General features: G+C 62.3%; 19 protein-coding genes. 6 read left to right on the forward strand and 13 right to left on the reverse strand.

The annotated features are described in order from the left end of the window. Positions 1 to 285: 285 nt before the first annotated feature. On the forward strand, positions 286 to 1,773 hold the full coding sequence (locus tag ABIE32_RS14125) for a nucleobase:cation symporter-2 family protein (RefSeq protein ID WP_224151640.1): 1,488 nt from the start codon (positions 286 to 288) through the stop codon (positions 1,771 to 1,773). 98 nt (positions 1,774 to 1,871) lie between these two features. Next, on the forward strand, positions 1,872 to 4,196 hold the full coding sequence (locus ABIE32_RS14130; RefSeq protein WP_429017083.1) for an NADP-dependent malic enzyme: 2,325 nt from the start codon (positions 1,872 to 1,874) through the stop codon (positions 4,194 to 4,196). 165 nt (positions 4,197 to 4,361) lie between these two features. On the opposite strand, the gene ABIE32_RS14135 is transcribed toward ABIE32_RS14130, so the two are convergent. The 3 genes from ABIE32_RS14135 to ABIE32_RS14145 form a co-directional block, all read right to left on the reverse strand. Then, positions 4,362 to 5,639 carry an NAD(P)/FAD-dependent oxidoreductase gene (locus ABIE32_RS14135; RefSeq protein WP_429017086.1) on the reverse strand — a complete coding sequence of 426 codons (1,278 nt, stop codon included), beginning with the start codon at positions 5,637 to 5,639 and terminating at the stop codon, positions 4,362 to 4,364. 15 nt (positions 5,640 to 5,654) lie between these two features. Beyond that, positions 5,655 to 6,437, reverse strand: coding sequence for an NUDIX hydrolase (locus tag ABIE32_RS14140; RefSeq protein WP_429017089.1), 783 nt, complete (start codon positions 6,435 to 6,437; stop codon positions 5,655 to 5,657). 189 nt (positions 6,438 to 6,626) lie between these two features. Further along, positions 6,627 to 7,607 carry a quinone oxidoreductase family protein gene (locus ABIE32_RS14145; RefSeq protein ID WP_429017092.1) on the reverse strand — a complete coding sequence of 327 codons (981 nt, stop codon included), beginning with the start codon at positions 7,605 to 7,607 and terminating at the stop codon, positions 6,627 to 6,629. Between the two features lie 151 nt (positions 7,608 to 7,758). Between ABIE32_RS14145 and ABIE32_RS14150 the strand changes: the two genes are divergently transcribed. Together ABIE32_RS14150 and ABIE32_RS14155 are read left to right on the forward strand one after the other, a co-directional pair. Further along, a complete protein-coding gene (locus ABIE32_RS14150; protein ID WP_429017094.1) occupies positions 7,759 to 8,661 on the forward strand; it encodes a DMT family transporter in 903 nt (300 codons plus the stop codon). Between the two features lie 143 nt (positions 8,662 to 8,804). Further along, positions 8,805 to 9,590, forward strand: a complete 786-nt coding sequence (locus ABIE32_RS14155; RefSeq protein ID WP_429017097.1) for a DUF2076 family protein — start codon at positions 8,805 to 8,807, stop codon at positions 9,588 to 9,590. A gap of 103 nt (positions 9,591 to 9,693) precedes the next feature. Here the strand turns inward: ABIE32_RS14155 and ABIE32_RS14160 are convergent, their stop codons facing one another. The 5 genes from ABIE32_RS14160 to ABIE32_RS14180 form a co-directional block, all read right to left on the reverse strand. Continuing rightward, the gene (locus tag ABIE32_RS14160) at positions 9,694 to 10,521 is read right to left on the reverse strand and encodes an SDR family oxidoreductase (protein WP_429017099.1); all 828 of its coding nucleotides are present in this window, start codon (positions 10,519 to 10,521) and stop codon (positions 9,694 to 9,696) included. 64 nt (positions 10,522 to 10,585) lie between these two features. Continuing rightward, positions 10,586 to 11,497, reverse strand: coding sequence for a DMT family transporter (locus tag ABIE32_RS14165; protein WP_224152596.1), 912 nt, complete (start codon positions 11,495 to 11,497; stop codon positions 10,586 to 10,588). A gap of 102 nt (positions 11,498 to 11,599) precedes the next feature. After that, positions 11,600 to 12,913, reverse strand: a complete 1,314-nt coding sequence (locus tag ABIE32_RS14170) for a DUF3422 family protein (protein WP_429017102.1) — start codon at positions 12,911 to 12,913, stop codon at positions 11,600 to 11,602. Between the two features lie 260 nt (positions 12,914 to 13,173). Beyond that, positions 13,174 to 14,688 carry a tripartite tricarboxylate transporter permease gene (locus ABIE32_RS14175; RefSeq protein ID WP_184709183.1) on the reverse strand — a complete coding sequence of 505 codons (1,515 nt, stop codon included), beginning with the start codon at positions 14,686 to 14,688 and terminating at the stop codon, positions 13,174 to 13,176. Between the two features lie 14 nt (positions 14,689 to 14,702). Then, positions 14,703 to 15,191 carry a tripartite tricarboxylate transporter TctB family protein gene (locus ABIE32_RS14180; RefSeq protein WP_224151631.1) on the reverse strand — a complete coding sequence of 163 codons (489 nt, stop codon included), beginning with the start codon at positions 15,189 to 15,191 and terminating at the stop codon, positions 14,703 to 14,705. Positions 15,192 to 15,251: 60 nt separating this feature from the next. Between ABIE32_RS14180 and ABIE32_RS14185 the strand changes: the two genes are divergently transcribed. Continuing rightward, positions 15,252 to 15,467, forward strand: coding sequence for a hypothetical protein (locus ABIE32_RS14185; protein ID WP_429017105.1), 216 nt, complete (start codon positions 15,252 to 15,254; stop codon positions 15,465 to 15,467). A 14-nt stretch (positions 15,468 to 15,481) separates the two neighbouring features. On the opposite strand, the gene ABIE32_RS14190 is transcribed toward ABIE32_RS14185, so the two are convergent. The 3 genes from ABIE32_RS14190 to ABIE32_RS14200 form a co-directional block, all read right to left on the reverse strand. Continuing rightward, a complete protein-coding gene (locus tag ABIE32_RS14190; protein ID WP_429017167.1) occupies positions 15,482 to 17,245 on the reverse strand; it encodes a GspE/PulE family protein in 1,764 nt (587 codons plus the stop codon). Positions 17,246 to 17,555: 310 nt separating this feature from the next. Then, a complete protein-coding gene (locus ABIE32_RS14195) occupies positions 17,556 to 18,335 on the reverse strand; it encodes a spermidine synthase (protein WP_429017107.1) in 780 nt (259 codons plus the stop codon). After that, a complete protein-coding gene (locus ABIE32_RS14200; protein ID WP_224151628.1) occupies positions 18,332 to 19,255 on the reverse strand; it encodes a LysR family transcriptional regulator in 924 nt (307 codons plus the stop codon). The genes ABIE32_RS14195 and ABIE32_RS14200 overlap by 4 nt, the downstream gene beginning before the upstream one ends. 99 nt (positions 19,256 to 19,354) lie before the next feature. On the opposite strand from ABIE32_RS14200, the gene ABIE32_RS14205 reads away from it, so the two are divergent. Then, complete coding sequence (locus ABIE32_RS14205; RefSeq protein WP_429017110.1) at positions 19,355 to 19,630, forward strand: DUF2798 domain-containing protein; 276 nt, start codon at positions 19,355 to 19,357, stop codon at positions 19,628 to 19,630. Here the strand turns inward: ABIE32_RS14205 and ABIE32_RS14210 are convergent. Both ABIE32_RS14210 and ABIE32_RS14215 read right to left on the reverse strand, forming a co-directional pair. Beyond that, positions 19,609 to 20,133 carry a DNA-deoxyinosine glycosylase gene (locus ABIE32_RS14210; protein ID WP_429017112.1) on the reverse strand — a complete coding sequence of 175 codons (525 nt, stop codon included), beginning with the start codon at positions 20,131 to 20,133 and terminating at the stop codon, positions 19,609 to 19,611. The two genes, ABIE32_RS14205 and ABIE32_RS14210, sit on opposite strands and share 22 nt — an antisense overlap. Continuing rightward, positions 20,126 to 20,992: a TatD family hydrolase gene (locus ABIE32_RS14215; RefSeq protein ID WP_429017114.1), complete on the reverse strand. Its 867-nt coding sequence runs from the start codon at positions 20,990 to 20,992 to the stop codon at positions 20,126 to 20,128. The genes ABIE32_RS14210 and ABIE32_RS14215 overlap by 8 nt, the downstream gene beginning before the upstream one ends. Positions 20,993 to 20,996 lie beyond the last annotated feature (4 nt).

Below are 20,996 nucleotides of genomic sequence, written 5' to 3' on the forward strand. Positions count from 1 at the left end.
AAAGTAGCCGCGAACGCTGCCTGAGCGCAGCTATCCCCCGCGCATCGCCTTCTCGCAGCGCCTCCTTCGGGAGGCTTTTTGCATTCTTTCGTCTTCCAGCGCATGCACTGTCCGCATGCAAGCTCCTGATTCAATAGCAAGAAAATTGTCACCGACTGCACAGGTTGCGGGCAGTTTCAGGGTAATCAGCAAGTCGCTTGCACGCCGAATGTGTATACACTTTTTGTATGGATTCGCCGTACCGCAATCCAGCTGTACAAGATTTTTCGTGATAGGAGCGAAAGAATGCAATCTAACAAACACCCTGTGGACGAAGTACTGCCGTTGGGGCGGTTGACGGCACTTGGTTTGCAGCATGTATTGGTCATGTATGCGGGTGCGGTCGCGGTGCCGCTGATCGTGGGCCGGGCATTGAACCTGGACCACCACCAGATCGCCAAGCTCATCTCCGCCGATCTGTTTGTGTGCGGCCTGGTCACCCTGATCCAGGCCTGGGGCGCAACACGCTGGTTCGGCATCAAGCTGCCGGTGATGATGGGCGTGACCTTTGCCAGCGTGGCGCCAATGATTTCCATGGCGCAAACCACGGGCGGCACCTATGGGGCGGGTTTGATTTTTGGCTCGGTCATTGGGGCCGGGGTGATATCGATTGCCATAGCCCCGTTTGTCAGCCGCATGCTGCGGTTCTTTCCACCTGTCGTCACCGGCACCATCATCACGGTCATCGGTATCAGCTTGATGCGCGTGGGCATCAACTGGATCTTCGGCAACCCAGTAGGGCCGACCGCGCCCAATGTCGTCAACCCCGAATACGCCAAGTGGTTGCAAGAGGCCCAGGCCATGGCCGGCGCACCAGGCTCTTCGCTGCCACCCATTCCAAAGGGCATGAGCATCCTGCCGTCCATTCCCAACCCCAAATACGCAGACCTCAGCGGCGTGGCCATTTCGGGCATCGTACTGGCATCCATCCTGTTGATCACCAAGTTCGCCAAAGGCTTTCTGGCCAATGTGGCCGTGCTGGCTGGCATCGTGATCGGCGCCATCATCGCCACGGCGATGGGTTTCATGACCTATGAAAAGGTGGCACAGGCCGAATGGTTCGATTTCGTGATGCCGTTCGAGATTGCAGCACCCGTGTTCGATCCGATCCTGATCCTGACCATGACCTTGGTGATGATCGTCGTGATGATCGAATCGGTTGGCATGTTCCTCGCGCTGGGAGACATGACGAGCAAGGAAGTGACGCCGGATGACCTGACGCGCGGCCTGCGCACCGATGGCCTGGGCACCTTGCTGGGCGGCATCTTCAACACCTTCCCCTATACCAGCTTCTCGCAGAATGTGGGTCTGGTGGCAGTCACCGGCATCCAGAGCCGCTTCGTCTGCGTGGCTGGCGGCTTCATCCTGATCATTCTGGGCGTGCTGCCCAAACTGGGAGCCCTGGTGGAATCGCTGCCCACCATGGTGCTGGGCGGCGCGGGCCTGGTGATGTTTGGCATGGTGGCCGCCACGGGCATCCGCATTCTGGGCAATGTGGATTTCCGCAACAACCGCTACAACGGCATGATTGTCGCCGTGTCCATTGGCGTGGGCATGATCCCGCTCATTGCACCGAGCTTTCGCCAATGGATGCCGCACGCCATTCACCCGCTGATCGAATCGGGCATTCTGCTGGCATCCATCTGCGCCGTGGCACTGAACGTGTTCTTCAACGGTGCCAAACACGACGAGGCCGCCATTGTGCAGGCCGCTCGGCAGGCGGACGCTCACTAACAACACTTGCTGCGCTGCAGCATTGAAATTGAGACCCACTACCAAAATGGAGTGGGTCGACGCATTTATGATGCAGTTGACATTTACAGGATTGATCTATGGCACAGCAACCACTTTCCGCCGCCGAACAGGCCCTTCGCGATGCGGCTCGCGAATACCACCGCAGCCCCAGCAGAGGCAAGATTTCGGTCACCCCCACCAAGCCATTGTCCAACCAGCGTGATCTGTCGCTGGCCTATTCGCCAGGCGTGGCCTACCCCTGCCTCGACATCCAGGCCGACCCCAGCAAGGCGTTCGATTACACCTCGCGCGGCAACCTGGTGGGCGTGATCACCAACGGCACCGCCGTGCTGGGCCTGGGCGACATCGGCCCGCTGGCTGGCAAGCCGGTAATGGAAGGCAAGGGCTGCCTGTTCAAGAAGTTCGCCGGCGTCGATGTGTTCGACATCGAACTCGACGCACGCGACCCTGACAAGATCATCGAAATCGTTGCAGCACTGGAGCCCACGCTGGGCGGCATCAACCTGGAAGACATCAAGGCGCCCGAGTGCTTCTACATCGAGCAGGAGCTGTCCAAGCGCATGAACATTCCGGTGTTCCATGACGACCAGCACGGCACCGCCATCATCTCCAGCGCGGCATTGCTCAATGGCCTGGAGCTGGTGGGCAAGGCCATTGGCGCCGTCAAGATTGCCGTATCGGGCGCGGGCGCTGCAGCCATTGCCTGCGTGGACGTGATGGTGGGCCTGGGCGTCAAGCGCGAGAACATCTACATGGTGGACTCCAAGGGCGTGATCTACGAAGGCCGCCCTGGTGGCCTCGATGCCTCCAAGGCCCGCTACGCGCAAAACACCAAAGCACGCACGCTGGCCGACGTGGTCGATGGCGCCGACGTGTTCCTCGGTTGCTCGGCTCCCGGCGTGCTGACGGCCGACATGGTCAAGACCATGGCCGACAAGCCCATCATCCTGGCGCTGGCCAATCCCGAGCCGGAAATCCGTCCAGAGCTGGCCAAGGCCATCCGCCCCGACTGCATCATCGCCACGGGCCGTTCGGACTATCCGAACCAGGTCAACAACGTGCTGTGCTTCCCTTACATCTTCCGTGGCGCGCTCGATTGCGGCGCCACCAAGATCACCGAAGCCATGAAGCTCGCCTGCGTGCGCCAGATTGCCGAGCTGGCCAAGGCCGACATCAGCGAAGAAGTGGCCGCCGCTTACTCCGGCAAGGAACTGACCTTTGGCCCGGACTACCTCATTCCTACGCCATTCGATTCGCGCCTGATCCTGAAGATCGCGCCCGCCGTAGCCCAGGCTGCAGTGGAATCCGGTGTTGCCACGCGCCCCATCACCGACATGGAAGCGTACAAGGAACACCTGACCCGCTTCGTCTACCAGACCGGCATGCTGATGCGCCCTGTCATCACCGCCGCCAAGGCCCTGCCGGACGCCCAGAAGCGCGTGGCCTACGCCGACGGTGAAGATGAGCGCGCGCTGCGTGCCGCTCAGATCGTCATCGACGACGGCATTGCCCGCCCCATTCTGGTGGGCCGCCCCGCCGTGATTGCAGCACGCATCGCCAAGGCTGGCCTGCGCATGCAGCCTGGCAAGGACGTGGAAATCGTCAACCCAGAAGATGATCCACGCTTCCGTCAGTACTGGGAGGCTTACCACCAGCTGATGAAGCGCAATGGCGTGACTGCCGAAGTGGCCAAGGCGGTGGTGCGCCGCTCCAATACCATCATCGCAGCGCTGATGGTCAAACTTGGCGACGCCGACGCCATGATCTGCGGCCTGGTGGGTACCTACGAAACCCATCTGGAGCGCATCCACAACATCATCGGCCGCGCAGAAGGCGAAAAGCAGTACGCAGCCCTGAACGCGCTAATGACCGAGCAGAACGGTTCGCTGTTCATTGCCGACACCTACGTGAACGAAAACCCGACCGCTGAAGAGCTGGCCGACATCGCCTGGGCTTCGGTGCAGGAAGTGCAACGCTTTGGCATTCCGCCCAAGGTGGCCTTCCTCTCGCACTCCACCTACGGTTCGTCCAAGCGTGCCTCGGCCCGCAAGATGCGCGAAGCGCGCGACATCTTCGTCGCCCGCCACCCCGGCATCGAGTGTGATGGCGAACTGCACGGCGACGCTGCGCTGGAGCCCGCCATCCGCGACCGTTACATGGAATCGGCAGACTCCACGCTCAAGGGTGAAGCCAATGTGCTGGTCTGCCCCAACCTGGATGCGGCCAACATTCTGTACAACGTGCTCAAGACCACGACCAGCGGTGGCGTTACCGTCGGCCCGATCCTGATGGGCACGGCTGCTACGGCCTACATCCTGACACCGGCCTCCACCGTGCGCCGCGTGATCAACATGACAGCCCTGGCCGTTGCCAGCGCCGCTGCGCGCCGCGCGAACGCCTGATGCCATAACCCGGGCACCCGCCCTGCGCAAAACCCCCTGCGGCCGAATCGGTGACAGGGGGTTTTTATATTGCCATTGAAAATATAGTTAAAAGCGCCAAACCTCGAAGCGCCACCCGCCAAAAGCACTGCGCGGGCATGCAGGTCTTCGGTGGCGCAGCAACCGCTAGCCTGCCGTGCGCAGTTGCCAGAACGGCAGCGCCTGCGGTCCGCACATGCCTGCGGCAATGCGCTGTGCCGTGGGCAGCGATCCGGTCAGCCCCAGATGGCCGTGACCCACGGCAAGCCACAGACCGGGGATGGTGTCGATGTGGCCCACCACCGGCACTGAGCCCGGCAGGCAGGGCCGGTGCCCCATCCAGTGCTGGGCCTGGTGTTGCGCCAGGGCTGGGAATGCCTCGCGCGCGATGCGTTCGATACCCGCTGCGCGGCGCGGGTTGGGTGGCGCCTTCAAGCCTGCAATCTCGACCGTGCCACCGACACGCAAGCCGCCCTCCATGGGTGCGATGAACACCTTCTTGTCGGCCAGCACCACGGTACGGCCCACCAGATGCTGGGCACCCGCAAACTGCGCGTGGTAGCCGCGCTGCGATTCCACCGGCAGCAACATGCCCAGCGGCCGCAGCAATTGCGGAGCCCAGGCGCCCGCCGCCACAACCACCTGCGTCCAGCGTTGCTTGTCCAGTGCCGTCTCTCCGGTTTTCACCGACCAGCCATCGGGAGTGATGTGGAGCGCGCGCACTTCGGCACGCACCAAGGTGCCGCCACGCCGCACAAAGGCATCCGCCATGGCCTGTACATAGCGCAAGGGGTTCAGGATGGTGCCGTGGTCAGCCAGAAAACGGCCATGGCCATAGCCAGGGGGAGCATGGGGCTCCAGCGCTTCAATTCCGGCGCGGTCCAGCTGTTCGACCTGGTAGCCGTATTGCTCGCGCAGCTTCCAGCCCATGGCGTCCTTCTCTGCAGCCACTGCATCGGGGTAGAGGTGCAGATGGCCATGGCGAATGAACAGCTCCGGCACGCCCAAGCGCTGCGCCAAGGTTTCGTGGGCATCAACCGCGCCGTGGTACAGGTCGTTGAGCCGCGCTGCAGCCGCCGCCACACGCTTGGGCTCGGCCGATTGCGCAAAGGCCACCAGCCACGACGCCGCCTTGGGGAAATGCTTCCATGCAATGGATAAAGGGCCATCCTGGTCCAGCAGCATGCCGGGCACGGTCTTCAAGATGCCGGGCAAGGCGAGCGGCGCCACCGAGCCCGGGCTGATCGCGCCCGAGTTGCCGTAGCTGCACTCCATGCCGGGCTCTCCACGGTCGATCAGGGTGACGGCCACGCCATAGCTTTGCAGCGCCAGCGCAGTTGCCACACCCACCACGCCCGCGCCCACTACCACCGCTTCCTTGGGGCGCACCACGTTTGCGCCTCCCGCACCTGCCTGCTCTGCCATGACCATCCTCTGTTGCTACTTCATCCATCCCGCATAGCCTGCCCATACCAGGCTGGCCTCGGGGGTAAATTGGCCTTGCGCCAAGTGCTGCTGCACCTCGTCTGCCGTCCAGGGGGCAAACTGTGCAACCTCTCCATCCTGGTTCTGCGGCGCCATGCCCTGGGGCACGGTAGCCGCATACCAGTGAATGTCTTCGTGCATGTAGCTGATGTCATCACCGCCATCCATGCCCGGCTGACGAAAATGCAGAACACCGCCCCAGCGCATATCGGCCAGCTCGGCGGTTCGCAACCCTGCTTCTTCCCAGGTTTCGCGCTCCAGCGCCTGCTCCAGCGTGTCCTGTGCGGACACCATACCGCCCATCAGGGTATCCCAGTGCAGCGGATAGCTGGCCTTGTCTGCCGCCCGCTGCTGCACCCACAATCGGCCATCGGGGCTGACGCCCACCAGATGCACGGCCTGCGTCGCAATACCCAGCACGCGCACTGCACCGCGCTCCACCGTTCCAATGCGGCGCCCATCGACGGCCTGCACGGCCAGTTGTTCATTGCGCCATGGGCCATTGCGGCCCACATCGCGCAGCGCATCGGCCAACCGGTTCATCAACCGGGTGGCGTCCTGGGTGGGAGACTCCAGCAGCCACACCGCCACGCCTGCGCGCTCCTCCTTGGACAACAGACTGTCGCCTCCCAGTCTGCCTGCGATACCGGTCTCCAGCAGAAAGTGCTCCACTAGCGAACCCACTGCCTGGCCATTGACCCACAGCGGAATGCGCGGCTTGCGCGCTGGCTGCTGCATGGCTGCTTGTGCTGTAGCAAGCCACGCTGGCGGCTCTGAAGCAAAGAGGGCGGAAAGAATGGCTGGCATGGAAACTATCAAAAAAGAGAGCTGGTAGCGCTTTACCTTATTGGCTTTACATGGATTTTATCCATCAAACCTAATATCAGACAGCGCTGCCAGCTATGGTTCTTATAACGCCTAGGGTGTTTACGGCAGCAGTATGCTGGAGCCGGTCGTCTTGCGCGCTTCCAGCGCGCGGTGGGCCTCTTGCACATCAGCCAGCGCAAAGCGCTGTTCGATGTGAATCTTGACCTCGCCGGAAGCCACCACGCCGAACAGATCATCGGCCATGGCCTGACCGTCCTGGCGCGAGCTGAGGTGTGCAAACAGCGTCTGGCGCGTCACATACAGGCTCTTGGGTGCCAGTGCCGCCGGTGCAAACGGCGGTACGGGTCCGGATGCATTGCCGAACGACACCATCAGCCCGAAACGGCGCAGGCACTGCAGCGAGCCTTCCCATGTATCCTTGCCGACCGAGTCGTAGACCACCTTCACGCCTTCACCGCCGGTGATCTCGTGCACGCGCTTGGAAAAATCCTCCGTGCGGTAATTGATAGCAACATCCGCACCATTGGCGAGCGCCAGCTGGCATTTTTCTTCCGAGCCCGCGGTGGCGATCAGGCGCAGGCCCAGCGCTCTCGCCCATTGGCAGGCAATCAGGCCGACACCGCCTGCAGCCGCATGGAACAGCACATGATCGCCAGGGTTCAGTCCCTCCACGGGCTTGGCCCTTTTCAGCAGATACTGCGCCGTCATGCCCTTGAGCATCATGGCAGCGCCGGTCTCGAAGCTGATCGCGTCGGGCAGCTTGCAGACAAAGGTGGCAGGCATGACTCGCACTTCGCTGTAGCTGCCCGGCGGATTGGTGGCATAGGCGACGCGGTCGCCCTCCTTCAAATGGTCCACGCCTTCTCCCACGGCCTCCACAACGCCCGCACCCTCCATGCCCAATTGCAAAGGCAGGGGCAGCTGGTACAGGCCGCTGCGCTGGTACACATCGATGAAGTTCAGGCCGATGGCATGGTGGCGCACCCGCACCTCGCCCTTGCCCGGTGCGCCTACCTGCACCTGAACGAGCTTCATCTCCTCAGGGCCACCATTGCGTTCAATCTGTACTGCCAAAACCATGGGATCTCCTTTGCGCCTGTCTGTCGCCAAATGAACGGTCATGCTGCCATGGTTTCGCCAAATCTGCAGCACAGGTTTCTCAAAGCCTCAGCGCACCAGGCAACTGCCCGAGGAGACTTCGAACGCGGTCTGCAGCAGTTACAGTCACGCGATGCAACAAAAACTGACGCCATCGACCATCTTCTTCCTGACAGCCGCTCCGCTCATGTGGGCAGGCAATGCAGTGGTTGGGCGGGTGGTGCACGATCTGGTGTCACCCATGTTGCTCAACTTCATCCGCTGGCTGGTTGCCTTTGCCGTCATCCTGCCGCTGGCACGCAGCATTCTGACCAGGAACAGCCCGCTGTGGTCGCACTGGAAGCGCTGGTCCGTCATCGGCCTTCTGGGCATCGGCTGCTACAACGCCTTCCAATACCTGGCGCTCAAGACTTCGGGGCCCATCAACGTAACGCTGGTGGCCGCCAGCATGCCACTGTGGATGATGGCCTTTGGCGCCCTGTTCTTCAACAGCCGCATCACGCGCCCACAACTGGCGGGAGCAGTGTTCTCCATCACCGGCGTGCTGATCGTGCTCAGCCATGGCCAGTGGGAGCAGTTGACCCAGCTGCGGCTGGTGCCCGGCGATCTGTACATGCTGCTGTCCACGGCCTGCTGGTCTCTCTACAGCTGGCTGTTGGTGCGCACCACGGAGCCGGCAGGCATCAAAAGCCATTGGGCGCAGTTGTTGATGGCGCAACTGGCCTTCGGCCTGGTCTGGTCGGGCCTGTTTGCCGGAGGCGAATGGGCCGTGGGCGCGAGCCACCTGCAGCTGAACGGCACCTTGCTGGCCGCCATTGCCTATATCGTGATCGGCCCGGCCATCCTGGCCTACCGCTTCTGGGGCGTGGGTGTGCAGCGCGCGGGCCCTACGGCTGCGGGTTTTTTCACCAATCTGACGCCGCTCTTCGCCGCCGTGCTCTCCGCAGCCTTTCTGGGGGAGCCACCGCGCCTCTACCATGCCATCGCCTTCCTGCTGATTGTGGCGGGCATCGTGATCTCATCGCGCCGCGCCTGAAAACACATGCACGGCCTCTGGCTGCGACGCAGAGTTACACCCTGCAACGGCTGCCTCTGTAACTTCACATAAGTGCTCTTGTTTCGGCGCACACTGCAACCATCTTCGGTTCATTCCTCGGCAGACTGGAAGGAATTCACCCCATGACCGAACAAGAGCAGCAACTAATCAGTAGTTTGTTCCAACAACTACACCAACTGGACGGCCAGCCCAAGGATGCACAGGCTGAGGCCAGCATTCGCCAGTGGGCCGCGCAAACACCGGATGCCGCTTACTGGCTCACCCAACGCACGCTGCTGCTGCAGCAATCGCTGCAACAGGCCCAGCAGCAGATCGCACAGCTGCAAGGCCAGCTCTCGGCCGCCGCTGGCACTGGCGCCAGCAGTGGAGCCGGCAGCTTTCTGTCATCCGCGCCTGGCCTGGACACCCGCTTTGGCCGAGGTGCCGATGTGCCAACTGCTGGGCCGGTTGGCGCAGCGCCTTCCGCACTCCCAGGCTGGCGCGACCGCCGGCTCGGCGCTCCCCTTGCGCAGGCTCCTGCCACGTCCTCTGGCGCTTACACATCACCCGCGTCAAACCTGGGCAGCAGTTTTCTGGGCAGCGCCGCCGCAGCAGCTGCCGGTGTCGCAGGAGGCATGCTGCTGTTCAATGGACTGGGCCACCTGCTGGGCAGCCAACAAACTGCGGGCAATGGCTGGAACAAGGACAGCAACGCCAACACCACGGACCATGGCAGCGCCCTCCCCGGCAACGACAACAGCGGCCTGGACAAGCTGGCCCAGCAAGCCGGGCGTGACCATGTCGGCCAGCCGGATACGTCACCCAACACCTTGCTGGACGACGGCCGCGCCGATGAGAGCCGCGATGACGGGTTCGGCAGCAACTTCAGCGACGGCGGCGATAGCTTTGACGACGACAATTTCGCCTGATTGCATGCAACTGCAATGAAAAAGCCACGGCATGCCGTGGCTTTTTTGTTTGATGGCAGCTGGCCCTCAGGGACAAGCGCCAGCCGACACCCCGTACCTGACCTCAATAGGTACCTGGATAGGCGCCACCGTCAGGCAGGATGTTCTGCCCGGTGATGTAGGCCGCCTGCTGGCTGCACAGAAACGCGCAGATGGCGCCAAACTCCTCAGCGGTGCCATAGCGGCCCGCAGGGATCTGCTTTTGCTGCGCAGCCCGGATGTCCGCTTCGGACTTGCCGGTTTTCTGGGCGGTGGCAGCAATGGTGCCTGCAATGCGGTCGGTATCGAACTTGCCGGGCAGGATGTTGTTGATGGTGACGCCCTGCGCAGCGATGGAGCTGCGCGCCACACCCGCCACAAAGCCAGTCAGGCCGCTGCGCGCGCCATTGGACAGGCCAAGGATATCGATGGGCGCCTTGACCGAGCTGGAAGTGATGTTGACAATGCGGCCGAACCCACGCTCGGCCATGCCGTCGATCACGGTCTGGATCAGCGCAATCGGGGTGAGCATGTTGGCATCCAGCGCCTTCACCCACGCCTCGCGGTCCCAGTCGCGAAAATCACCCGGGGGCGGCCCGCCTGCGTTGTTCACCAGGATGTCAAAGTTGCTGCCAGGGCCGCCTTCGGCGTTCAGCACCGCAGCGCGGCCTTCCTCGGTGGTGATGTCTGCTGCCACGGCAATCACCTGTGGAGCCACCCGGCCAGGTGCTGCAGCCGCCCACATGGCAGCCATCACCTTGAACTGGCGCGCCGTATCCTTGAGCGCATCGGCGCCACGGGCGTTGATGACCACATTCACGCCCTCGTTGACCAGGGCCTGCGCACAGCCACGCCCCAACCCCTTGCTGGCCGCACACACCAAGGCCCATTTGCCCGCAATTCCCAAATCCATAATCCGTCTCCTTTCGAGATTGCAATACCAAGATCAAAGAAAATCTGCCACCAGCGCTTACCTGTCAAGCGCTTGTAGCTATCTTTTTTATAATTTTCACCTGGTGGGTGAATACATAGATCCCCACCAGCACCAGTGCCGTGCCAGCCACCATCACGGGTGTCAGCGCCTCATCGAGCAGCCAAACGCCCATCAAAATGGTGGACAAGGGGCCAATCATGCCAGTTTGCGCCACCGTGGCGGCGCCCAGGCGTTCGATCGCCAGCATGACCAGCAGCACCGGCAGCGCCGTGCACACCGTTGCATTGAGTACCGACAGCCAGATGACGGGCATCGCCACCTGTGCGGCAGCCAAGGGCCGAACCAGCAGAAACTGCACAATACAGAACAGGCAGGCAAAGCTGGTGGCCAGCCCCACCAGACGCAACGCGCCCATGCGCTGCACAAACTGCGCGCTGTACACCAGGTAGATGGCATAGCTCACCGCACTGGCAAACACCAGCGTGGCACCCCACCACACCTTGCCACCACCAGGGCCCGCAGCGCCGTGCCCGAGCGCCTCCACACCAAACACCAGCATCACACCGGCGTAACTGATGGCCAGGCCCAGCAATTGGCGGCGGGAGGCTGTCTTGCGATAGAGCAACCAACCCAGTGCCAGCACCAGGGTGGGGTTGAGGTAAAGGATGAGGCGCTCCAGCCCTGCGGTGATGTAGGTAAGCCCTGCAAAATCCAGAAAGCTCGCCAGGTAGTAGCCCGAAAAGCCCAGCGCTGCAGAACCCAGCCAGTCGCGCAGCGAAAGCGGGGGCTTGCCGCGCCCGGCCCACCAGGCCATCACAACAAACAACGGCAGCGCAAACAGCATGCGGTACATGATGAGCGTGACCGCATCTACACCGTAGCGATAGGCAAGCTTGACGATGATGGCCTTGCCACTGAAGGCAATGGCGCCCACCACGGCACAGGCCATGCCCATTTTGCGGGCCGATGGCGAAAGCACCGGCGCAGGTGCTGCAGTAACTGACACAGTGAATCCAGCGAAGAAGAAGGCCCGGGTACCACAGGGCCTGCGGGCGGTTTAGTTGTGCTCTTGCGCACCATGGAACAAGCGGTGGTGCATGCGGCGGATCGACCACCAGACACCCAAGCCTACCATGGGGATCGCCAGCGCTGCCGTCGTTTCTGGCGACAGCGGCCAGCCCCATTTCTGCAGGCCTTTGGCCAGGTAGCTGATGAGGCCGACGAAGTAATAGGTGATGGCCGCCACCGACAGGCCCTCCACCGTCGACTGCATCTTGAGCTGCAGGCCCTGCCGCTCGTTCATCGCCTTGAGTACTGCCTGGCGGCCCTGCTTCTGGCTGATATCGACCCGCGCCTGCAGCAGGTTGCTGATGCGCGATACGCGCTGGGACAACGCCTCCAGCCGCTGATGGGCGGAGACACAGGTGTTGCGCGCCGGGGTGAGGCGCCTGTCCATGAAGTCGCGGATGGTCTGGTAGCCCGCCAGGCGCGTTTCTGCGATGTCGCCCACCCGTTGCTGCACCAGTGCGAAGTAGGCCGTGCTGGCCGAAAACCGTGAGTGGTTGGCCGCGTACTGGCTCTCCACCTGCGCCGCCAGCCGCGTGAGCTGATCGAGCAGTTGCGGCTCGCTCGTGGTACCGGCACTGCGAATGGCTTCGGACAGCTGGGCCAGCTCGATTTCGGTGGCGGCCAGCTTCTCCATGGTGTCGCGCGCTGCAGGCAAACCCAGCAGTGCGGCCATGCGGTAGGTCTCGATCTCGATCAACCGCTGCACCAGCCGGCCCATGCGTGCAGCCGGCAAGCCGTGGTTCAGTACAAAAAGGCGCGAGGCACCATCCGAATGGATGGCGAAATCGGTGTAGATGTGCGCCTGCTGCTCGGCGGTTTGCGATGCAACCAGCTTGTCCTCATACAGCCAGCCGTGCTCGATATTCCGCTCCAGGCCTTCAGCCGGCGCCAGCACCCACACATTCATCGCCAGCAGGCACTGGCCCGGTAAACCGGCGAGCCATTGCGCAGGAATGGCATCACTGGCCGATTGCGGGCCGGTAGCCTGCATGGTGGCGGCGTTGGCGGACACCATCCAGGTCCACGATACAAACTCGGTGTGCAGCTCCCAGCGCAGGCGGCAGTCTCCCAAATCCAGCCTCAGGTGATTGGCATCGTCTGCGCCATCGGGGATAGGCAGGTGCAGCTCGCGCAGCAACTGGTAGAGCCACTGGCGGCTGGCTGCGCGCTCTGCGGCATCAGCCCACATCACCACGCAAAAGACTGCGGTGTCGTTGGGCAAGGCTTCGGGCGGGCGCGAATGGACTTCGTTGTGCAAGGAGCGGCGCAGGCCGTGCTGTTGCAGGAGAGGCAGATTTTTCATGCAGGTGTGCGTTGCTGGCAGCCACGCCCTGTGTAGGTGGCGCAGCCATGGCAGCCATTGTTACGCCAAGCCAGTACCTGTTGCCCGCCCTGTTGTTAATCTTGCGAGTTCCATCCAGAGTCGTTACCTGCTCCCCACCCGGCACCGCACTCCCTGAAACGCAGTTCTTCCACAACCCGCCGCATTGCATCGAAGGCCCAAAAAAAAGCGGCACCCGAAGGTGCCGCTGCAAAGTGGTAGTTGTCTGTCTCTATCAGCGATCAGTCTTCTTCAACGAAGGCTTCCTCACGCTTCTTGCTCACTGCGGGCAAGCACACCACGATCAGCAGGATGGCAGCTGCAATCAGCAAGCCTGCGGAGATGGGGCGGGTGACGAACACCGACCAGTCACCGCGCGAAAGCAGCAGTGCACGGCGCAGGTTCTCTTCCATCATCGGGCCCAGGATGAAGCCCAGCAGCAGTGGTGCAGGCTCGGTGCCCAGCTTGTGGAACACATAACCCACAAAGCCGAAGATACCGACCATCCACACGTCCCAGCTGTTGTTGTTGGTGCCATACACACCGACCGCGCAGAACAGCACGATCGAAGGGAACAGCCAGCGGTAAGGTACGGTGAGCAGCTTGATCCAGACGCCGATCAGCGGCAGGTTCAGGATGATCAGCATCAGGTTACCGATCCACATCGAGGCAATCAGACCCCAGAACAGCTCGGGGTTGCTGGTCATCACCTGGGGACCAGGCTGGATGTTGTGAATGGTCATGGCGCCCACCATCAGTGCCATCACGGCATTTGGCGGGATACCCAGGGTCAAGAGTGGAATGAACGAGGTCTGCGAACCTGCATTGTTGGCTGATTCCGGTGCGCATACGCCACGGATATTGCCCTGGCCGAATGGAACTTCACCTGGCTTGAGGCGCGTCTTCTTCTCGATCGTGTAAGCCGCAAATGCCGACAGCATGGCGCCGCCACCTGGCAGAATGCCCAGCGCCGAGCCCAGGGCCGTGCCGCGCAGCATTGCAGGGAACATGCGCTTGAAGTCTTCTGCCGTGGGCATCAGACCCGTCACCTTGGCGGCGAACACTTCACGCTCATCGTCAGGTTTGGACAGATTGGCAATGATTTCACCGTAGCCGAACACACCCATGGCAATCACGACGAAGTCGATGCCGTCGGTCAGCTCAGGAATGTCGAAGGAGTAGCGGGCCACGCCCGAGTTCACGTCCGTTCCCACCAGACCCAGCAGCAGGCCCAGCACGATCATGCCCACCGCCTTGAGCAGCGAGCCCGAGGCCAGCACCACGGCACCGATCAGGCCCAGGGTCATCAGCGAGAAGTACTCGGCAGGGCCGAACATGAAGGCCACTTCGGTCAGCGGAGGCGCAAAGGCAGCCAGAATCACGGTGCCCACGCAGCCCGCAAAGAACGAGCCAATGCCCGCCGCTGCCAACGCCGGCCCCGCTCGCCCTTTTCGGGCCATCTGGTAGCCATCGATCACGGTCACCACCGAGGACGATTCGCCCGGCAGGTTTACCAGAATGGCGGTGGTCGAGCCACCATACTGCGCGCCGTAGTAGATACCGGCCAGCATGATCAGCGCGGCCACGGGGGGCAGCGCGTAGGTGGCGGGCAGCAGCATGGCGATGGTGGCCACAGGGCCAATGCCAGGCAGCACGCCGATCAGGGTACCCAACAGACAGCCGACAAAGCAGTAGATCAGGTTTTGGAAAGTGAAGGCCACACCGAAACCGGTGGCCAGGTTATTGATCAGATCCATGGTCCTGGCTCCTCTTAACCGGTAATGAAGCTAGGCCACACGGGGAACTGCAGATTCAGTGCCCACACGAAAGCGACGTAACTGCCAACGGCCAGGATGGTGGCCAGAATGAACACTTCCTTGGCGCGGAACTCATGCCCCGCCATGCTGGCAATGAAGACCAGTGCATAGATGGCAACAATCAGGCCCATGGCTGGAATACCGAGCGTAGGCACGCCAACCAGCAGGATGCCGAATGCAAAGTTCGCCAGCAGAATGAAGAACACCTGCTTCCATGCCCATTTACCGATGGGATCACCGTCCCGGGGGCCACTGGTGAGGCCCTTGAAGGCGACGGCCGCACCAATCACAGCAAGCAGAATGCCCAGAATCAGCGGGAAGTAACCTGGCCCCATGCGAGCGCCTGTACCGATCGTGTAGTTCTTTGCGCCCACTGCGAACGCAATCCCCACCGTCATGTACATGATGCCCGCCCAAAAGTCTTTTTGGCTCTTGAGTTTCACTATGTCTCCAAACGAAAATATGGATGTTGTGCATTGTGGATGCTGACAGTTGGCTGACAGATGTGGATTCCACTTACGATTGGACACAGGAAAACCCTAGGTCAAAACGCCGCCCCCAACCGCAGCGCCATGATTCACAAGCAATTACGGGCACGGCTGTATTTCCGGGATTCTCTAGCCCCGGAAATTTTTTATGAGACCGGCCACCACCGCGCCATCGGCGCACGGCAGAACTTTGCTTTTGATAACAGCCCGAACGACTGGCAGACAGGCTGAAGAGCCAGTGGCTGTCAGCGGTCGCCCATCTCGATGGGCGGCGTGCTCGCGATGACTTCCTCGAAGGTGGTCATGCCTTCGGATACGCGCAGTGCGCCCGCCAGGCGCAATGGGTGCATGCCGTCCTTTACCGCCTGGCGGCGCAGGGCAGACATGGAGGGCGAGATATGCACCTGGTCCTTGATCGCCTCGCTGACCGTCAGCAACTCATACAGGCCCATGCGGCCACGGTAGCCGGTATTGCGGCACTCGTCACAGCCCACGGGCTTGTAGGGCCTGTACTCGCGCTTGATCTTCCAGGGGTGGATGGCGTTGTTCAGCGCATCCACCGTGCTTTCTTCATCAGGCTGCTTGCAGGTTTCGCACAGGGTGCGTACCAGGCGCTGGGCCAGCACGCCCAGCATGGTGGCATTGATCAGGTAAGGCGGCACGCCCAGCTCCATCAGGCGGCTGATGGCGCTGGGGGCATCGTTGGTGTGCAGGGTGGAGAACACCAGGTGACCGGTCAGCGCCGCCTGCACCGCCATCTCAGCCGTCTCCAGATCGCGGATTTCGCCCACCATGATGATGTCCGGATCCTGGCGCATCAGCGCGCGCAGCCCTTCGGCAAAGCTGAAATCAAGTACCGGCTGCACCTGCGTCTGGTTGAAGGAGGGCTCGATCATTTCGATCGGGTCTTCCACCGTCGAGACGTTCACCTCCTCCGTCGCCAGCCGCTTCAGCGTCGAGTACAGGGTTGTCGTCTTGCCCGAGCCGGTGGGGCCGGTCACCAGAATGATGCCGTGCGGACGCGATACCAACTGCTCCCAGCGCTGGGCGTCATGTGGGGTGAAGCCCAGTTCGGCCAGATCCTTGACCGTGTTTTCCGGGTCGAAGATACGCATCACCATCTTCTCGCCAAATGCGGTCGGCAAGGTCGAGAGGCGCATTTCCACTTCGTCGCCCAGGGTGTTGCGGGTCTTGATGCGGCCGTCCTGCGGGCGGCGCTTCTCCACCACATCGATACGGCCGAGCAGCTTGACACGCGAGACGATGGCGTTGTGCACGCCAATGGGCATCTGGTAGACCTTGTGCAGCACGCCATCAATGCGGAAGCGGATCACCGCCTGGTCGCGGCGCGGCTCCAGATGAATATCGCTGGCGCGCTGCGAAAACGCAAACTGCCACAGCCAATCGACCAGCCGGATGATGCCTTGGTCATTGGCATCGAACTGCTGGTTGGCGTTGCCCAGATCGACCAGTTGCTCAAAATTGCCGATGCTCGATAGCGAGCCACTCAGTTTGTTGGCCGCCTTGACCGATTTGGCCAGTGCAAAGAACTCGCTGCGGTACCTGTCGATATCCTTGGGGTTGGCGAGTACACGGCGTACCTTGCGCCGTGCCTGGCGTTCCACCTCGCCCACCCACTCGTCGATCCAGGGCTCCTTGACGGCAATCACCACCTCCTGGGAGGAGGCCTGCACCGGCAGGATGCCGTGGCGCTGGGCATACGGCGCGCCCATGGTTTCGGCCACCTTCGCCGCATCGGTCTTGAGTGGATCGATCTTGTAATAAGGCAGGCCGCAGTGCTTGGCGACGAACTCGGTCAGCATCTCCACGTCGAGCGCCTTGCCATCCTGCGCGCGGGGCACCACCACGCTGGCCAGACGAACGATCGGATGCTGGCTGCTGGACGCATGGCTGCATCGCTCGATCGTGGCCTTGGCAATGGCCGAAGTGATCCAGCCATCTGCCTGCAGCCAGCTGATGATCTGCACCAGATCGAGCGGGCGCTGCATCAGCGCAGACTTGGCGCTGCGGCCAATGGGCGAGGATGCAGAACCTTGAGAAGCAGATGCCGCCGGTGCGCTCACGGGATCGTTGCTGTCCACCGTGCCGGGCACAAACACGGCAGAGCGCCGACCGGATGAGGCAGGCGGTGCAGGAGGGTCCGCATCCCTCGGCAAGCCAGCAGGGTCCACCAGCACCGTATGTTGAAAATCCGGCTCGTCATCCGACGGGTGATCTGGCGCGCCCATGGTGCAATCCCTCATGTCATAGTTGGTCTGCCGAGGTTATACCTGAAAGCCCGCGCAGGCGGGGTAAAGCTCAGACCGCCAGGGCCACCACAGGTTTAAAAACCTTCAACCATTTGAGTGCGGGCAAGCCAGTTGCCTGCTGTATGGCATCGGCACGCTGCACCAGCAGTTCGCGCTCCGGGCGGCTGGCGGTGCGTTGTGCCAGCACGACGGTATTGCCCTCTTTGGTGGCAGCAAAGCGCCATACGGCCTCATCGCCAAAAGCCTGCTGGATATTGGCCAGGCTGCGCGCATAGCTGTTGGTGCGGCCAAACAGGTTGACCGTCATGCAGCCTTCGTCGGTCAGCAGATTACGGCAATGCAGGTAGAAGTCGGGGCTGTCGAGCACCGGAGCCGCCGCCTCGTGGTCATACAGATCCACCTGCAAGGCGTCCACCGTCTGCAGATACTGGGGCTTCTGGATTTCTGCCCCCGCATCGCCGAGCACCACCTGCAATCTGTCGCTGTCGGGCGGCAGCTTGAACCACTGACGACATACAGAGATGACCTGCGGGTTCAGCTCCACCGCCGTGGTCGCCATGCCCAGCTTCTGCACGCAGAACTTGGTGGCCGCCGCCGCGCCCAGACCTAGTTGCATGGCGCGGCGCTCGGGTACGGTGGCCGGGTCTACCAGCAGCAACCAGGCCATCATGCGCTGCACGTATTCCAGGTCGATGTCGAATGGCTTCCTGATACGCATGGAGCCTTGCACCCAGGGCGTTCCCAGGTGCAGGTAACGGATGCCGTCGAAATCGGAAATGGTCACTTCAGGCAGCGCTGCATCGGCTGCCACGGTTTTTCTTTTGGTCATGGTGCGGGCATTATCTGCATTTGGCCTTGCAGTCGCGGATCGTTGGCCGAAAACTCCAGCAACAGGTCGATCAAGGCCCTCACCCGCGCAGGCAGATGGTGCTGCGGCCATATCAGCGAAATATCGTGCGAACCCGCCTGCCACTGCGGCAGCACCGACACCAGACTGCCCTGCTCCAGATAGCTCGCGCAGGCCCACAGCGGGGCAAACAGCAGACCCAGCCCACTGGCCGCCATGGTGGCAGCCACCGCTACATCGTTGACCATGCCACGCATCGCAGCGCCATAGAGCGACTGGCTGTAGACCTCCCCCGTCTGGCTGTGCGCAAGGCGCAACTGGCGCAGTGGATCGGCCACAATCCAGCGATGCCCGGCCAAATCCTGCGGACCGTTGATGGGTGCAGCCTGGGCCAGGTAGCCGGGGGATGCCAGCAGCCCCATGGCAGCATGGCCCAGCCTGCGCCCTGTCAGGCTCGAATCGGCAAGCGAGCCAACGCGGATGGCCAGATCGGCCCCCTGCTCCAGCAGGTCCTCCCGCAGATTGGACAGGCGCAAGTCCAGTTGCACACCCGGGTAGCGCGCCAGAAACTCCTGCCATACCGGCAGCAACAGACCTTTGGCCAGATTCATGGGCGCCAGCACACGCACCATGCCTTGCACCTGGGTAAGGCTCTGCTCCAGATTCTGCGTGGCCTGTGCCAGCGACTGCAACAGCGGGCTGCAGCGCTCGAAGTAGGCCTGGCCCTCGGGCGTTGGCAGCATGCGGCGTGCACTGCGGTGCAGTAGCTTGCATCCCAGTTGGCGCTCCAGTTGCTGCAGTCGGCGTGTCACAGTCGCTGGCGGTAGTCCGGCCCGGCGTGCCGCTGCGCTCAGGCTGCCGCTTTCCACAATGGCGACAAACAAGGCCAGATCATCGAACATGATTTCAAATATGGAATTTAAAAATGATAATTTATCTCTTTTTTCTAATTTAATCAGAATCTACACTGCGGGCCATTCACAAGAAAGGCTTCGCACACCATGTCTCTCGCACTCAAACAACGACTGCTGACTTCCATGCTGATGTCTCTGCTGCTCAGCGGGCTGATGACCGCCTGGGTCACCTGGCTGAACCTGGGTTTCACCGCACATTTTGTCGGCCTGTGGCTGCATGCCTATGCATGCGCCTGGCCAGCGGCCTTCGTCATCGTGGTGCTGCTCGGCCCATGGGTGCAAAGGCTGTCACTGCGCCTGCTGCAAAGCCATGCGGGCACGCCCATGCCCCTGGCCCGTGTTCAGACCGGCAAGCCGCAGTGACGCAGCACCTCGCGCCAGCCCTCCAGCTTGCGCTGCATGCTCCATGAGGCATTGGCCGGGCTGGTGGATGGCAGCCGGTACACCGGTAGACCAAGGATGGCCTGAACGGACCTGGCATGGCGAAAGCTCTCGCCGCCATTGTGGGCGGCTGCCACCAGTTGCGGGCAATGGGCCTTCAGCGCGGCAAAATCGTTGACCGTGGCATTGCGGATGGCGCTGTCCAGGCTGCCGGCGCGCTCGCAACTGGCGTAGACATCCCACAGCCCCAGCCCGCGCGCCAGCAGCCACTCGCAGCGGCCCGCATAATCCTGCGGCTGCGGGTACTGTGGCCACAGCTGCGCCAGAATGGGCCAGAAGTGGTTGCGCGGGTAGGCATAGTATTGCTGGGCACCCAGCGATGCAGCGCCGGGAAAGCTCCCGAGGATCAGCACCCGAGTCTCTGCCCCCACCACCGGCGACAGGCCATGCAGCACCAGCGAAGACTGCTCGCGCCCGTCAGCCATGGCGCGCTCCTGCCAGCAGAGCGCCCAGCTTGGGCAGTACCCGGCAAGCATTGGCCGTGGTGATTTGCATCCAATCTTGTAGCATTTCGCGCTTGTTTGATGACCCCTGGGCGCGTATTTCCTGCAAAACCTGCGCAATGCGCGGTATCTCGGCAGGCTGGTTGCGCCCCTGCGGCACGCCCTGCGCGCGCTGTTCGGCCGTGGTGTAGAGCCAATGCGGGGGGATATCCGGCGCGTCGGTCTCGACGACGATGCTCTCCATCGGCACTCCTTGCAACAAGCGACGCAGGTGAAGCGCCCGGTCATAGGTGAGCGCACCGCCAAAGCCCAGCGCAAAGCCGCGTTCCACGAACTGCTGCGCCTGCTGCAGGCTGCCATTGAAGGCATGGGCAATGCCACCCACCACCGGCCACTGCCGCAAGGCCTTGAGCAACTGGTCGCTGGATTTACGCACATGCACGATCACCGGCAGGTCAAAGCGGCGCGCCAGCTTGAGCTGCTCCTGGTAGAACCAGGTCTGCCGTTCTGAATCCAGGCCTTCGACAAAGAAATCAAGCCCTATCTCGCCGATGGCCACAAGGCGCGGGTCATCGCGGCAGTCTTCCAGCATTTGCGCCAGTGCGTCGATATCACGCTCATGCGCACGACCCGGGCCGGTATAGAGCGGGTGAATGCCCAGCGCGTAGCTGTCACCCCAGCGATGGGCCAGCTCACGCACCGTCTCCCAATCCATGCGGCCAATGGCAGGGATGACACAGTGCGCCACACCGGCGGCACGCGCAGCCTCGCGCAGCGGGTCGCGATCAGGGTCAAACTCGGGCGCGTCCCAGTGGCAGTGGGTGTCGATCCAGAAGCTCACGATA

This window comes from Comamonas sp. 4034 (assembly GCF_050434545.1).
In the GTDB taxonomy this organism is placed as follows: domain Bacteria; phylum Pseudomonadota; class Gammaproteobacteria; order Burkholderiales; family Burkholderiaceae_C; genus Comamonas; species Comamonas odontotermitis.